The 15,695-nt window shown below is 49.6% G+C and carries 13 protein-coding genes; 6 read left to right on the forward strand and 7 right to left on the reverse strand.

Translation table 11 applies throughout. From position 1 onward, the window contains the following. Positions 1-270 precede the first annotated feature (270 nt). The 4 genes from C7R93_RS27405 to C7R93_RS27420 all read left to right on the forward strand — a co-directional run bounded on the left by C7R93_RS27405 (position 271) and on the right by C7R93_RS27420 (position 3,718). The gene (locus tag C7R93_RS27405; protein ID WP_106841755.1) at positions 271-945 is read left to right on the forward strand and encodes a response regulator transcription factor; all 675 of its coding nucleotides are present in this window, start codon (positions 271-273) and stop codon (positions 943-945) included. Then, on the forward strand, positions 942-2,237 hold the full coding sequence (locus tag C7R93_RS27410) for a sensor histidine kinase (protein ID WP_106841756.1): 1,296 nt from the start codon (positions 942-944) through the stop codon (positions 2,235-2,237). The genes C7R93_RS27405 and C7R93_RS27410 overlap by 4 nt, the downstream gene beginning before the upstream one ends. Before the next feature lie 142 nt (positions 2,238-2,379). After that, entirely contained in the window at positions 2,380-2,667 is a 288-nt protein-coding gene (locus tag C7R93_RS27415) for a HesB/YadR/YfhF family protein (protein WP_106841757.1), read from the forward strand. Positions 2,668-2,809: 142 nt separating this feature from the next. Beyond that, complete coding sequence (locus C7R93_RS27420; RefSeq protein ID WP_106841758.1) at positions 2,810-3,718, forward strand: hypothetical protein; 909 nt, start codon at positions 2,810-2,812, stop codon at positions 3,716-3,718. A gap of 75 nt (positions 3,719-3,793) precedes the next feature. Here the strand turns inward: C7R93_RS27420 and menC are convergent, their stop codons facing one another. From menC to C7R93_RS27440, 4 genes are all read right to left on the reverse strand, one after another. Further along, positions 3,794-4,942, reverse strand: a complete 1,149-nt coding sequence (gene menC, locus C7R93_RS27425; protein WP_106841759.1) for an o-succinylbenzoate synthase — start codon at positions 4,940-4,942, stop codon at positions 3,794-3,796. A gap of 20 nt (positions 4,943-4,962) precedes the next feature. Next, complete coding sequence (locus tag C7R93_RS27430; protein WP_106841760.1) at positions 4,963-6,102, reverse strand: M20 peptidase aminoacylase family protein; 1,140 nt, start codon at positions 6,100-6,102, stop codon at positions 4,963-4,965. A 27-nt stretch (positions 6,103-6,129) separates the two neighbouring features. After that, complete coding sequence (locus C7R93_RS27435) at positions 6,130-7,539, reverse strand: YfcC family protein (protein WP_106841761.1); 1,410 nt, start codon at positions 7,537-7,539, stop codon at positions 6,130-6,132. A gap of 178 nt (positions 7,540-7,717) precedes the next feature. Further along, positions 7,718-9,742 (reverse strand): sigma 54-interacting transcriptional regulator, encoded by a 2,025-nt coding sequence (locus C7R93_RS27440; protein ID WP_106841762.1) that lies wholly within the window; start codon positions 9,740-9,742, stop codon positions 7,718-7,720. A gap of 188 nt (positions 9,743-9,930) precedes the next feature. Between C7R93_RS27440 and C7R93_RS27445 the strand changes: the two genes are divergently transcribed. Beyond that, positions 9,931-10,602, forward strand: a complete 672-nt coding sequence (locus tag C7R93_RS27445) for a LytTR family DNA-binding domain-containing protein (protein ID WP_106841763.1) — start codon at positions 9,931-9,933, stop codon at positions 10,600-10,602. Positions 10,603-10,743: 141 nt separating this feature from the next. Continuing rightward, positions 10,744-12,255 (forward strand): acetyl-CoA hydrolase/transferase family protein, encoded by a 1,512-nt coding sequence (locus C7R93_RS27450; protein WP_106841764.1) that lies wholly within the window; start codon positions 10,744-10,746, stop codon positions 12,253-12,255. A gap of 112 nt (positions 12,256-12,367) precedes the next feature. Here the strand turns inward: C7R93_RS27450 and C7R93_RS27455 are convergent, their stop codons facing one another. The 3 genes from C7R93_RS27455 to C7R93_RS27465 all read right to left on the reverse strand — a co-directional run bounded on the left by C7R93_RS27455 (position 12,368) and on the right by C7R93_RS27465 (position 15,667). After that, a complete protein-coding gene (locus tag C7R93_RS27455; RefSeq protein ID WP_106841765.1) occupies positions 12,368-13,399 on the reverse strand; it encodes a cytochrome d ubiquinol oxidase subunit II in 1,032 nt (343 codons plus the stop codon). Beyond that, a complete protein-coding gene (locus C7R93_RS27460; protein ID WP_106841766.1) occupies positions 13,396-14,730 on the reverse strand; it encodes a cytochrome ubiquinol oxidase subunit I in 1,335 nt (444 codons plus the stop codon). Before C7R93_RS27460 ends, C7R93_RS27455 begins: the two co-directional genes overlap by 4 nt. A 163-nt stretch (positions 14,731-14,893) precedes the next feature. After that, a complete protein-coding gene (locus C7R93_RS27465; protein ID WP_106841767.1) occupies positions 14,894-15,667 on the reverse strand; it encodes a pirin family protein in 774 nt (257 codons plus the stop codon). Between the last annotated feature and the right edge of the window lie 28 nt (positions 15,668-15,695).

The raw sequence follows: 15,695 nt of genomic DNA on the forward strand, positions 1-15,695 counted from the left end.
ATCCACAAATCCTTAGCAATTGATCATGCGTATTCAGTTTTGAAGGAATGAGGCGAAAAGCTGTATTCCCGATTACTTGTAAAAGTAATGGAGAATGCAGCTTTTTTTGTATTTCCGCCAGTACCGACAAATCTGATTCAAAAAAATTCATGTTCTAATAAGAGGAGCGTGTGCACAGCCGAGATCGGCGAGCGTGGTCATTATTGTGATTCCAGTCGATTATGCTATGCTGAATGACATACAGCTTTTTCAAATGAAAGAGGGATCAATATGCTTATTCTTGCAGTGGAGGATGAAAAAGCGCTGCTTCAGACAATTGCAGGAGTCCTGACCGATGAAGGATATCAGGTGGATACGGCAGAGCGCGGAGATGACGGCTTGTTATTGGCGGAACGCGGCATCTACGATTTGTTGGTCCTGGACATTATGATGCCAGGAATGGATGGTCTTTCACTGGTGAGAACGTTGCGTGCAAAAGGTATAATGACGCCGGTTTTGTTTTTAACGGCAAAAGATAGCGTAGAGTCGAGAGTCGAGGGATTGGATGCCGGAGCAGACGATTATTTGGTCAAGCCTTTTGCGGCTGAAGAACTAACGGCGAGAGTGAGAGCCCTCTTGCGCCGACAAGGGAAACATAACACAGAAGGCGAGCTGGCGTATGGTCCTCTATCGCTGAAGATAAATGAATATGATGGTTTTGTTGATGATGAGCCGATGAAGTTAACGACGAAGGAGTACGAACTGCTTAAGTACTTCCTGCAAAATCGGGAGCAAATATTGACGCGCCAACAAATCTTTGACCGCGTATGGGGAATTGATTCAGAAGCGAATTACGGAGTGGTTGATTTGTATGTCCACTACCTGCGCAAGAAGCTGGGTGCTTATGAAGGCTTCATCCGAACGATCCGCAATGTGGGCTACATTTTGAAAAAGGAAGACAAATGATGTTTCAAAAAACGAGGATTCGACTCGTAACGTTAAACGTAGTAGTCGTGCTTCTCTTGTTGAACGGGTTGGGGAGCGCAGTCTACTACACGATGAAGTACCGTCTCTATTCGCAGGTGGATCAAGAAATGACCAAAGTCAGTCAAAGGCTGGCGGTAGATTCTTTGCCCCGTCTCCATCGAATAAATGACGACCCTTTTCCATACAACCGTCAGGAGAGAAAAAAGTTTAACGATCTGGATCGCCGATATGTTTTACTCGTCTGGGATAGCTTTGGGCGTGTCATCGGGACTGCATTTGGTGAACGACTGGAGCCAAAGGAATATGCAGAATTCCAGCATAACGGAAAAGCAGACGGGATCGAAACGAAAACAGTGAATGGACAAGTCTATCGCGTGCAGACCGTTACGGTTCCGAAAAAGGTCGTGGTAGGCAATCGGATACAGACCGCGTACCAGTTTCAACTGATTTATAATCTGGCACCTGAGCAAAACATGCTGGACAGCCTATTGTATGTAGTGGTGATCGGCGACATTATTAGTATTGTCATTGCCATCGTGGCTGGGTGGTTTTTGGCGCGAAAGGCATTAATCCCGATTCAAGTCTCGTGGGAAAAGCAGCAGCAGTTTATTGCCGATGCTTCTCATGAGCTGAGGACGCCGCTGACAGCCATCAGGGTCAATCTGGAGAGGCTTTTCAGACACCCGGATCATACGATTGAGCAGGAAAGCGAAAAAATCATGATTGGGATGCAGGAAGCCAAGCGCTTGAGCAAGCTCGTCTCGGATTTGCTCACGCTGGCGCGCAGTGATTCTAACGAGCTGCAGATCATGAATCAAACGCTGCGCTTAGACGAAGTAGCGATGAAATGCACCCAAGTTTTTGCACAACTTGCCATCGCACGGGAAATTCGTCTTGAAACAGACATCCAGCAACCCATTGAGATGGTGGGGGACCAAGAACGCCTGCACCAGCTTATGGTCATCTTGCTGGACAATGCCTTGAAGTACACGAACAAGGACGGCCGGATTTATGTTGCTTGCAAAAAGGAAGGCAGTCGCGTCTCGATTCTTGTAAAAGACAGTGGGATCGGGATTTCCAAAGACGATATTCCGTATTTATTTGATCGCTTCTTTCGGGTGGATAAAATGCGCTCCCGAGCGACAGAAGGGACAGGCTTGGGGCTTTCCATTGCCAAATGGATCGTGGATGCGCACCACGGAAAAATTCAGGTCAGCAGTGAGGTCGGTATCGGAACGAGTTTTTTGGTAACACTTCCAATAAAGCCTTAGACAAATGGAAAGAACCGTTTTCCCAGCCGTAGGGAATCGGTTCTTTTTTCAAATGGGGGAGCAAATCCATTTAACATACTTTTATGTTTCAAATATCTCGAAATTGAGGTAAACTATAAGAGAAGAGAGGAGTGGCGTACTAATGAACATGACGATCACAAAAGCAGCGGTAGCATGGTTTCGGGAAGAATGGGGATGCAAAGAAGGAGACAGCATTCGTTTTTTTGTCCGGTATGGAGGCGTTAGTACGGTTCAGGATTCATTCTCGATGGGGATAGCGAAAGAGTTGCCGAATGAAATCGGCATTTCGACAGTAGAGGATGGCATCACATTTTATATGGAAAAAGATGAGCTGTGGTATATGAATGGAAAAGGGTTGATTGTCGATTATCGGCCGGAAACAGACGAAGTAGAATTCAAGCTGGATTAAGCAAGGAAAATGATAGCTAGTAGATAAAGGGCTCCGGATATACGGGGTCTTTTTATATGTGCGAAAAACTCGAATATCATACTTTACAAACAAAAATGTATGTTATATTATGGGTACATAAATGGAAAAAGGAGGAAGTTATATGCGTTTACTTGATTCTTACTTGGAGCTTGGCATTACGGGAATGGCACGTGCAGCTGTAGCAGGATGGTTTGATGGTCATTATGGGGCAGCCTTATTGGCAGGGTACTTCATGGATCGTGAGCACGATCTCCCTGAACATGTAAAAGAGGGTATTGAGCGGACATGCGAGTCCTTCCGCAAGCAAAAACCTGATTGGTTTGTTCCACTAGATCAAGACGAGCAAGCTGACCCCTCCTTGTTACAGCATGTAATCAATGGCCTCCAGCAAAATGTGAAGCAGCTTCGGACCTCGGGGCATGGACTGGCACTGGGTGTGTTGGCATTAAAAGCACTGCGCGAACGCCCTGATATGATCACTCCGACTGTGGTGAATGGCCTGGTCAAGATTCTCCAAGCGACGACAGAAGACAGGAAAGACCGTTATTGGGGCATCGAGAATTACCATGGAATGACCATTGACGATGTCAAAGACGAAGTTGCGCCTTACGATACAACCGCAGAGATGGCAGAGCGGGCGTTTAACGAACTGCATTTGGTGATACCGCCACGTGATATTAACGGAGTACGCTATCATTTGGCGAGCGAGGTCGTCCATAACATCACACAGGCTCATGCGTTGACGGATTTGGAGAGATTCGGGTATGAGGATATTGTGAAGCCAGGTATCGAAAATCATCGTCTTCAAATCTATTTGAATCGCCATGTTCCTGAGTTTACTTTGGAGGATGAGGTGAAGGAGCCAGCGTTCGAGGAAATTTTTTCACCGCTATACTGGGAAAGAACATACAGCGATCCTCATGCATTGAAGCTTCCGTATGCTGCACTGGATCTGCTAAAGCGGTTTCCGCCAGAGAAGAGAGCTCATGCTGAGCGTAATTTGTGCAAGCTTTTGACTATTACGGATTAATCAAATCACATAAATAAAAGAACAGGGAGGCCAATGGGCACTCTCTGTTCTTTTTTCACTTCGAAGGAGTGTCGTCTACCAGGTCGGAATGACAGTCGTAGTAGACTCCCGATTGGCATAGTAGCTTTTATGCTCGATCAGGGCATTACGAATAGCAGACTCGTTGATGTCGAAACCGATTCCTAGAGTTGTCGGTACAGCCAGCATGCCAGGTGCTGCAAAATCGATGACAGGTGTCACGATATCCTCAGCAAAGTAGCGATTGGAAGGGGATGTATCGCCGGCAATCGTGAAGTTGCTAAGCGAGGCCATCGCGATGTTATGCGCGCGTCCAATCCCTGCCTCTAGCATTCCTCCGCACCATACAGGTACGCCGCGTGTTGCACACAGGTCATGAATCTTCTTGGCGTCAGTCAGACCACCTACGCGACCGATCTTGATGTTGATAATCCGGCAACTGCCGAGCTCGATTGCTTTGCGGGCATCTTCTACTGTATGGATACTTTCGTCGAGGCAGATTGGCGTTTTTAGTTCCCTTTGCAAGGTCGCATGGTCGATGATGTCGTCATGGGCCAAGGGCTGTTCAATCATGATCAGACCGAAGCCATCCAAAGCCTTCAGCATTTCCATGTCCGCCAGTGTGTACGCAGAGTTTGCGTCCGCCATCAGCGGAACATCTGGTCCAAATGTGTTGCGGATCGCACGCATTGGCTCGACGTCAAAGCCCGGCTTGATTTTTACTTTGATCTTTTTGTAGCCGTCACGGATGAAGCCTTCTACGCGTTGCAGCAGTTTTTCGATGGTCGGCTCGATTCCGATACTCACGCCGACGTCAATCGTCGTACGAGTTCCGCCCAATGCTTGGGAGAGGGAGAGGCCGTTCATTTTGGCGTACAAATCCCAGACGGCACCTTCCAAAGCGGCTTTGGCCATGTGATTGCGGCGCATCCAGGAGAAGAGGCGGGATACGTCATCAGGATGCTCGATCTCCCGTGAAAACAGCTGCGGGATCAAATACTTTTCGAGCATGTACCAGACCGTATCGACATCTTCCTCGTTGTAAACAGGGACGTCCATCGCGACGCTTTCGCCGAAGCCGACATGGGCACCGCTATACGCACGCACCAAAATGCATTCCTTGTGGGTCTCGACTCCCATGCTCGTCTCAAAAGGGGAATTCAACGGAATTTTGATTCGTTGCAGGTCCACGCGTTCGATTTTCATGTTCATCTCTCCTCAACCGTTCATATGGATTGTCGCTCAAACGTTTTCAGTACCGTTCTTGCCAAAATCTCGATGCCGTCTAGCAGTGCTTCTTTTTCAAAAGTCATCTGCGGATGATGAAGTCCTGGTGTCAGGCCACAGCCTAAACCAAGCATGGTCGCGCGAAGCTGTGGTCGTTCCTTGGTGTAGTAGTGGAAGTCCTCCGCGCCAGGTGTCTGGATCGGCGGTTCGAGCTTCTCAGCTCCCAAGGCTTGGGTAATGGCATCCGCCATGATCAGTCTCGCTTCTTCGTTCACTTCGGCTGCATAGACGCGTTCGGTGATCTCGTAAGACAGCTCAACTTCATAGAGACGGGAAACGTGTTGCAAAATGTGCTCGACACGGGCAAATAAGGCGTGAATGACTTCATTCGTCTGTGCCCGCAGGTCCAAGTGGAACTGCGCTGAGCCCGGAATGATATTGCTGCTTTTGCTGCCGGCTGCAAGCTGCGTCATTTTGACGGAATAAGGGACGAGCGGATCGAGGTGAATGCCTTTTAACTGCTCGACAATCGCAGCGGCTACCTCGATAGCGTTGACTCCGAGGTGTGGCCGTGCGCCATGAGCATCGGCACCCTTGATTTGCCCGAATATCGTACCCGCTGCTCCGTGCAGGATGGCAGAAGCAGCTGTGCCGCGCGGGATTTCCTGAATCGGACGAAGGTGTACGCCGTACAGAAAATCAATATCGTCCACGACTTTCTTGTTCACCATAGCAAGCGCGCCATTTCCGCTTTCTTCCGCTGGTTGGAAAATGAGCTTCAGGCGCCCAGGTAGCTGGACGTCCATTGCTTGCAAGACCATGAGGACGCCTACTGCCATGGTCATATGCGCATCGTGTCCGCAGGAATGGTTCGCGGTAAAGACGCCATTCACTTCTTGCCAGAGTGCGTCCATATCTGCCCGTACGCCTACAGTCAATTTTCCAGGTGACAGATCGCCCCATTCACCAACAACTCCCGTCACGTCGTCAAAGGTAGTGACGTGGCAATTGTGTTTTTTCAAGATGTCAGCAATGAATGAGGTGGTCTGGACTTCCTCCCAGCTTATCTCTGGATGCTGGTGTAAATGCTCGTATAGAGAAAAAATGGCGGGCTGCAATTGTTTGATCGTTGTGCGCATGGTTCCTCCATGTGAGAAGCTTATTTGTTAAGAAACGCCGATTGTCACGGCTACAATGAGCGCGATCGAGGCGATCACGGCCCAACCTGCTAGCAGCTTCCAAATGAATTTGACCCATTTCTCATACGGAATGCCTGCAACAGCCAGATAGCCCATCAACGCAGAAGAAGTCGGGATAATGGAGTTGGTTACCGCATCACCGTATTGGAAGGCAAGAACCGCTATCTGACGTTGGATGCCGAGCAAGTCCGCAATTGGCACCATGATGGGCATAGTTGTGGCTGCCTGTCCACTACCGGAAGAAATGAAGAGATTGAGAAAGGCTTGAATCACAAACATGGCGATGACGTTTACGGCATCTGGCAAATGACCAATCGACGAAGTCAGGCTGTTAATCATGGTATCGATAATTTTTCCGTCTTCCAAGACGACAGTGATAGCGCGGGCAAAACCGACGATCAGCGCGCCAAACGTAACAGCCCTTGCACCAGCGACGAAGGAATCAAACAGCGTATTGACCGACAAACCTCCGACGAGACCAGCAACTAGCCCCATGATCAGGAAGGAAGCGGTAAGCTCTGTCAGGAACCATTCGTACTTGAAAACACCGTATACGTTGAAGGCGAGGCCACAGACCATTACCAGGAACACGAGCTTGTGACGCGTATTCAGGTCCGGGATGTCTACTGTTGCCTGTTCTTGACTCGCGTGATTCTCTACGCCATAAAGCACACTCTTGGTCGGATCTGCTTTGACGCGATACGCATAGCGCATGACGTACCAGATAGCAAAAGCGAGCACGAAGACATACACAACAGCACGGAAGATAAGTCCAGAGAAGAGCGGCAATTGCGCGAGCGACTGCGCTACCCCAACTGTGAATGGATTGATCATCCCGCCCATGAAGCCGGCTGCTGCCCCCATAGTGATCATGGCCGTACCTGTTACGGCATCGAAGCCCATTGCACGTGCCAGTGCGATACCGATTGGAACGAAAATGATGCTTTCTTCTGCCATACCCATGGTGAAGCCACCGATGGAAAAGAGGAACATGGAAGCTGGAATGAGCAGCTTTTCCCGACCCTCTAGGTGTCGGACACCTTTATTGATCCCGGCTTCAATCGCTCCGGTCTGGCGGATGATTCCGAATACACCGCTTACAATAAAGATGTAGAAAATGATTTGCGCGCCTTTTTGCATCCCTTCTGGAATCGCTTTGAACATGTCGAAGAACGAGACCGGATCACTTTCTACAGGGTGGTAGCTGCCGTTGACGACGATGGTTTTGCCTGAGGCAGCGTCCTTGACTCGGTCGAACTCACCGGCCGGGAGCACGTAGGAAGCTAGAGCTGCCAAAATGATGATGATAAAGAGGATGGCATACGTATGCGGCACAGAAAAACGTTTCTTTGCAGGTTTCAATGGATGTGTAGACATGAGGTCACCTCGCTTTTTTTGTTTATGACAAGCAAGGGTCGTGCCAAGTGTCGAAATTTCCCGAATATAAGCGTTTTCAGTGGATTTTCATAGGTAAGGTAAAGGAATACAATGAGCTTTAGGAATATTTATTAGGTTTTATTCAGCCTAATGCAACCTATTATTCATTGGGCGGAAACTAAATCCGCCCGTGTTTTCGCAGCAACTCGATACCCGCGGGGGTGATGGAGGTTCCTTGTCGGGTCGTACCTGAACGTACGAATCCTTGCTGTTCTAGCAGTTTTAGCTTGTGGCGCAATGCGCTCTCTGTCCAGCCTACGGATTGTAGTTCAGGGGAGTGCGCCAATTGGTAGCGCCCGACTGGTTTGTTCGATACGTAATAATGATGCAAGCAATACAAAATATCCAGGTCGCGGTTGTCGTCCAATTTGGGGACAGAAGCCGTCTGCTGCTTTTGAAACAAGCTATCCGTCAATCGCTTGGGGAGATCCTGAATGCCGATGACAAGGTGCTCACTTACCGTAATGGCATAGTCGACGACATTTTTCAGTTCGCGAATGTTCCCCCGCCAGTCATGGCGATAGAATAGCTCCATTACTTCTGACGACCATGTTTTGCGAATGCCTTGCTGCTCCAGATGCTCATCGATGAGAAGGGGAATATCACTGGTTCGCTCGCGCAATGCAGGAATCTGGATCGGCAGGACAGCCAGACGATAGAACAGATCCTCGCGAAAGCTACCTTGGGAAACAGCGTCTTCCAAATCGCGATTGGTAGCAGCGATGATGCGGCAATCCACAGAGAGAATGCCCGTGCCGCCTACGCGGATGACCTGCTTTTCTTGAAGCACACGAAGCAGCTTGACTTGAATAGCCCCAGAGATGTCCCCAACCTCATCGAGAAAAATCGTCCCACCGTCCGCTTGCTCAAACAATCCGGGCTTTCCGCCTTTTCGTGCACCTGTAAAGGCACCGTCTTCGTAGCCGAACAGCTCGCTCTCCAGCAGGTTTTCCGGCAAGGAGGCACAGTTGATCGCGACAAAGGGGCCGTTTTTGCGTAGCGAGTGCTGATGAATGGCGTGGGCGAATAGCTCTTTTCCCGTACCGTTTTCGCCTGTCAACAGGATCGTTTGATTGTTTTTTGCCATCTTTTTGCCGAGCTCGATGACTTGGAGCAATGGTTGGCTTTGTCCTTTGATATCGGAAAAGGAGTAGGTGGCTGTATGACCGCGCAAGGTAAGGGTTGTTCGCAAGCGTTGGATTTCGGTCACGTCTTTTAGCGTACAAACGAAGCCTAGATGCTCATGACTGCGGCGGATGCTTTGACTGCTGACGATAAATTGCTTGTGATTAATGGATACGAGGGCGTCCTCCTGATCTTCCTGCTCAAAAAAGGGTTGCAGCAAGCTGTGCTCCTTCAACACCGTGTACGGTTGTCCGACAATAGAGGATGCATGTGGACAAAACAACTCAACGGCGACATCGTTTATAAACGTGATCAGACCTTCTTCGTTACAAGCGATCACAGGGTCTTTGACTGCCTGAAAGGTAGATTGCAGCTGGCTGTGTAGCTTCTGTACTTCTGCGTAGGAGGTGCCGAGCATTTTCGCGAGCTCAGACATTTCTACGATGAAGGCAGACAAGTACTCGCGCTCCCATTCACTGGGCACGCCTACCTTGCGACCGGTATCAATCAGGTCATGAATGCTGATTTTGCGAAAACCGAGATCGATCACCTCCACATGAGGAGGAAGAGGTACGTCAGGAACGCTCATAATGATGGCGTATTGAAATTCGAGATCATCAAATGTACAACCCGGGTGAAAGGGAACGTAATTCAAATGATCGACGTTCGCCTCTAATAAATTTTGGATGACTTCCTGTGCGGAAACGGGCGAATTGTTCATAACAGGGACGGTCGTCCCCGGGGGGATCTGCATCAGCGCTTTCATTTTGCGCAGCTCGAAAAAACGGTTTAAAACCGTGATGGGTACGGAGTCAGCGACAGCTTGACGGGCGACTGTGTACAGCTCCGGGGATTTGGTCGTGATAAAGACATGATCAACTCCGCTTAAATCGGGAATGTGCTCATGGCTGGCATAACCGATAACTTTGCAATACGGCTCGAAATAAGCCCGTAGTTCTTTCAACAAAAATTCGAGAGTGTCCGTTCCTTTTGCAATCAAGACAATGGTGTGGTCCATGCTGCACCGCCTTTGCTCAAACAATCGTGAATGTTTTGTAATCTCATGATAGCACAATGCCTGGCTGTCATCGGATGGATTCGCTTGTATGCAGAGGAAAGACAAGGATTGATTTGCGGGCAGGGAAATGTGTTTTAATAGAAGGTAGAGAAGATAGAAAAGCAATAACAGGAGCAGGAGGAATCAGCATGGAGGACAGATTGGTTCCAGAGGTGCTGCAAATGATTGGGGAAGTCGTGCCAGACGGGGTATCGATTGCGATCTCAGACGGCGCACAATATTTGTACTATCAGCCGAGTTCCAATATTGATTTGAAAATTACGCCAGGGGATCTCGTTCCCATAGGCTCGGCTACACATCAAGCGCTCATGGAAATGGGAAAAGTGGGGCATCAGGTGGAGAGTCGTATTTTTGGCGTGCCGTACTATGGACTCTCGCTTCCATTAGTGCGCAATGGTCAGATCATGGGCTGTATTACCGCTATCTATCCGCCTCAAAACGTTCCGCTCACAAATCCAGAGCAGCGTCTGTCGTTTTTGATCGGAAAAGGGGAGGACGGCTGGCTACCCATTCCGTTAACGGAGATCGTCTATATCAGCTCTCATGACGGGAAAACGATTCTGCATACGGCTAGTGGATCGTATGCGAACAAATACAACATGGCAGAGCTTACGTATCTTCTCCCGCAAGAGCGATTTGTGCGCTGTCATCGGTCTTATTTCGTCAATATGGAATCGATCGGCTTTATTCATCCACATTTTCATTCTACGTTTTTGTTGGAGATGAAGGACAAGCAAAAGACGAGAGTTCCCGTGAGCCAGTCGTACGCCAGCTCGTTTCGGCAATTGCTTGGCTTCTAAAATATCTGATAAATGAGAATGGTTCGCTGTCGTTTTTTCTTAATAGCCGCGTAAATATTCTGTTTTGTTGAAAATCGAGTGCCCGCTCAGATTCCATATGCTAGTGTAAAGGCAACAAAGATGGCATGGGAGGTCACAATGATGTGGGAGCGCTTACGCGATAAACGACTGGCAGATAAAATCGTGACGGCTGAGGTAGCAGCAGGATGGATTGAGGATGGCATGACGATCGGGTTAAGTGGTTTCACGCGTGCTGGTGATGCCAAGGTCGTGCCGCTCGCATTGGCTGAGCTGACGAAAAAAGAGAACAAGCCTTTTGGCGTAAATGTATATACAGGAGCTTCACTCGGTTCCGATGTGGATGCCGTGATGGCGGAAGCGGGGATCATCAACAAGCGATTGCCTTTTCAAGCAGATCCGGTCATGCGCAAAAAAATCAACGATGGCAGCATGATGTTCGTCGACCAGCATTTGTCCCATACAGCGGAAGCGATTCGTCAGGGAGCGATAGACGCTATCGATTACGCGATTGTGGAAGCGGTTGCAATTACCGAAGAGGGCATGATCATTCCGGCTACGTCCGTGGGGAACTCCAATATTTTTGTGGAAAATGCCAAGCATGTCATCATTGAGCTGAACATGGCTCAATCGGTGGAGCTGGAAGGCATTCATGATATTTACACACCAGCTATGCAGGGAGAGCGTGAACCGATTCCACTCACGTCTGTGGATCAGCGAATGGGCACAGCAGGGATTCCGGTCGACCCGAATAAAGTAAAAGGGATTGTTTTGACGAATCAGTTGGATTCTCCCTCGACGATTGTGGAGCCGGATGAAGAAACGGCACAGATTGCCGCGCATCTCATCGAGTTTTTGCGTCAGGAGGTAAAAGAGGGACGTTTGCCGAACAATCTCGCACCCTTGCAATCGGGAATCGGATCGGTAGCCAATGCGGTTTTCAACGGGTTTTTGGATTCGGAGTTCACGGATCTGACTGTCTTCTCGGAAGTTTTGCAGGATGCGGTGTTTGATTTGCTTGATGCAGGTAAAATTTCGTTTGCCTCAGGCTGTTCGATCACGTTGACGGCTGACAAGATGAAGCATGTCACCGACAACTTCGCCCAATACCGTGACAAGCTGCTGTTGCGTCCGCAAGAAATCTCGAACCATCCAGAGTTGATTCGCCGCCTCGGCCTGATTGCGATCAATACCGCGATTGAAGCGGACATCTACGGCAACGTCAACTCGACCAATGTATCGGGCACGCGAATGATGAACGGAATCGGCGGTTCTGGTGATTTTGCCCGCAACGCACGTCTGGGCATTTTCGTAACCAAGTCGATTGCCAAGGGTGGAAACATCTCGAGCATCGTCCCGTTTGCCTCTCATGTGGATCATACCGAGCACGATGTAGATATTATCGTGACCGAGCAAGGCTTGGCTGACCTGCGCGGCTTGGCTCCGCGTCAAAGAGCGATCAAAATTATCGAGAACTGTGCGCATCCGATGTATCGCGATCAATTGATGGCGTACTACGAGGAAGCACTCACACGTGGCGGGCACACCCCACATGTACTGGAAAAGGCATTCTCCTGGCACGTACGTTACGCGCAGGAAGGCACGATGCTTGCGAAAAAGCCAGCATTGGTTTAGTCGAATGAATAATGGAGAAACAAACCCGCTCGGGCGTTGAAGCCTTGGCGGGTTTTTCTCGTTTCCATTGCAATGGGGCGAAGCCTCTTTGCTATTTCGTATAGCGAAAATGCTATTTTTGCCGTACATACTGCTCGTCCCTCATGAACAGACGCCAGAAATAAATAAAACCGGGTACGAGAATCGCAAATCCGACCAAATAACAAATGAACAGAGCGTGGAACGTATCAGGGTGTGTAAAGCTGGACTCAATCGTCACATGGGGATAGACGATGTAGGGGAGGCGCGCTGCACCGTACGCATAGCTGGCGAGCAGGTATTGCGTTGTGGCGACAATGACCGCAATCCGCGGAAGATGAATGCCGAAGTATCGACGGTCCTGGGGCAGCAAGAGAGATATATAACTAATGAAAAAACAGACCGCCGATGCAATCAGCCACGGCAAATAGTCGAGAATGCGGTCATACAGCCATTTTGCCTCCAGTTGCATCGTGAGCACGGTAACCAATGCTGCAAGCAACGTAATTGGACCCAGAAGCACCGCATCCCGGCGGTAGACGGAGAAGGCTTGCTTTTCACCTGCGACGTAAGAGTAGTCCGCGAGAAGCAGCGACGAGAGGAAGAGTGTGCTGCTGACAGCAAGACCAATGAAAGAATAGACGTGCGCGCTGGTCAAAAACAGTCCCCAATCGAGATACTCCACACCATTTATCGTTCGAGACAATCCGCCCTGTGTCACAGGAAGCACGCTGATTAACAGAGCCGGCACCAATATCCCGGTAATGCCGGAGACGATGCTGAGCATCTTGTCATACTTGTAAATGAGATGCGAAAACACCATAAACGTACTGCGAATCAGCATCAATAACACCACGAGACATCCGGGAACCAGCAGCAGGCTCCCCAATGTGTAGGTCGCGCCAGGAAAAAAGGTAACGAGCGCGACGACAATCAACACGATAAAGACGTTCACGACCTCCCAGGAGGGCGAGAGGTAGCGGTTGGCGATTTGGGTGGCTTTGGTTTTTTCCCGATTCAAATAGATCATCGACCAAAAACCTGCACCGAAGTCGAAGGAGGCCGCGACGGAATAGATGACGACGAAAATCCAGAGCAGCGTTATGGCAATAATCGTGTCGGTCATAGCGTTCCTCCGTCCACTTTCGGCTGTTCTGGCGGTTCGAGCTCCAAAGGGTGGCGACCAAAATAGCTACGGAATACGAGCAGGGTGACGATCGCGAAGAACACGTACACCGTGAGGAAAATCCAGAACAGTGTAGAGATGCCTGCTGCTTGGGTAGCGGCATCTACTGTTTTCATTACACGATAAACCACCCACGGCTGGCGTCCTGTGCAGGCAAAAATCCAGCCGAATTCGATGCCCAACAAGGCGAGTGGTCCACTCGTGACAAATACCCAGAGAACCCAGCGCGGAAATTGAGAGCGTTTCAGCAGCTTTTTCCAAGCGAAGCCGATAAACCCGACGAAAATCAACAAGCTGCCAATGATGACCATCCCGTTAAACAGCGTATGGACGTAGAGCGGGGGCCACAGCTCCTGTGGAAAATCGTCCAGACCGACAACAACCTCGTCAAAGCGATTGGCTGCAAGGAAGCTGAGCGCCCAAGGAATTTCGATCGCGTATTTGACTTCTTTCGTCTCGGGATCAGTAAAGCCGCCAATCGCGAGTGGGGCGTATGCTTGTGTTTCAAAAAGTCCTTCGGCAGCGGCCAGCTTTTCCGGCTGGTATTTATGCAAAAGCTGTGCGGATTCATGACCGTTCAAGGCGGTTAAAAGGGAAAAGGTGCCACCCACGATCAAACCGGCCAAGAGTGCTTTTTGATGATACAAATAAACGCGACTGCCTTTTTCGGCGCGCAGCATTTTCCAAGCTGCCACTCCAGCGACGATGAAAGCCCCCGTCATATAAGCAGAGACAGTTACATGACCTGCCGTCACGATAAAGCTGGGATTGAAAAAAGCTTTCCACGGGTCCACGTCGACGATCTGTCCATCGACCATTCGAAAGCCAGTGGGAGTGCCTTCGAAAGCATGGACATTCGTAATCAGGATCGCGGAGGCCGTCGCACCAAGCAAAACCATGAACAAGCTCAACAGACGCATGTTGCGGGAAAGGCGATGAGCCGCATAGACGTAGATGGACATAAATAAGGCTTCCACGAAGAAAGCGAATATTTCGATCTGAAAAGGCAGCGAGATCACCTTACCGACAATCTCCATGAACCCGGGCCATAGCAGGGAAAGCTGGACACCTGCAATCGTTCCAGAAGGGATCGCTACACCTAGCAAGATCGCCTGGGCTTTTGTCCAGCGCTTGGCCATGATTTCATAATCGCGGTCACGCGTCCGCCAAAAGAGAAGCTCTACCAGCAAGATCATGAGCGGGAGACCAACACCCAAGGTCGCAAAAATAATGTGAAAGGCCATAGTCGTCCCGAATATGGCTCGAGTCATCACGATATCTTCCACGTTCAACGTCCTTTCTGATCGGCACCAAAAATTGTTAACGATTTCCTCGTTAATGTCTCATGAGGAGGCGGAGTTTATACGAAAAAGACCGTCACAAAAATGTGACGGTCGAGCTTGATGGTAGGATAAGAGCATTTGGAATCGTAGACTATTTACGGTAGAGTGGGTAATCAACCTCAGTCGGTACTTGAATCAACACGAGTCGAAGCGGAGCATCCGTTGATGCATGGTAAATGGCTGTGCTGCTTTCCTCGGAGGAGAGGACGACAAAGTCACCTTTGGTTGCTGGGGTGGGGTTATTGCTGACAGTTGCTTTCTCTACAACACTCCCGTTCCCTTCCACCACGACAACTGCGTGAGCGTAACCAGCCGGGAGTTCTTTTTCATACGCTTTTCCAGCGGGAATCGTGATATCGCTCATCAAGGAATCCGTGACCAACTGAATGGGCGTAGACGATCCGATGATGTGTTTGACTTGCACACCATCTACTTCCTCAGACGGAAACTCCTCATGATCATACTGATAGTAAGTCGGAGGTTGCTTCGTCGTTTGCGCGAGATGCGGTTCAAACCAGATTTGAAACATTTCCGTATCCTTGCCAAGCTCTTCTGCATGGTACGCGCCTGAACCAGTTTGCATGATCTGCGCGCCGCCTGTCGACACCTCTTGTAGATTTCCGAGCGTGTCCCGATGTCCGACTGTCCCTGTGAGGACATACGACAAAATTTCAAAGCCGGAGTGAGGGTGCAGCGGAATTTCAAATGTCTTCAGTGATTTTGCCCATGCCCAGTAAAAAAGTGGTCCTACCCGTTTGACAACGGAGCCTTCATGTGGGAAGCCAATTGGTTTGCTCTCTACGATTTCACCGTCGCCAAAATGTCCTTTTGCTTGCTCGTTCTGTGTATAGACGCGGATCTCCATCTGATGTTTCCTCCCTTAATGCGATTGC

It is taken from the genome of Brevibacillus fortis (genome assembly GCF_003013395.1).
Lineage (GTDB): Bacteria > Bacillota > Bacilli > Brevibacillales > Brevibacillaceae > Brevibacillus > Brevibacillus fortis.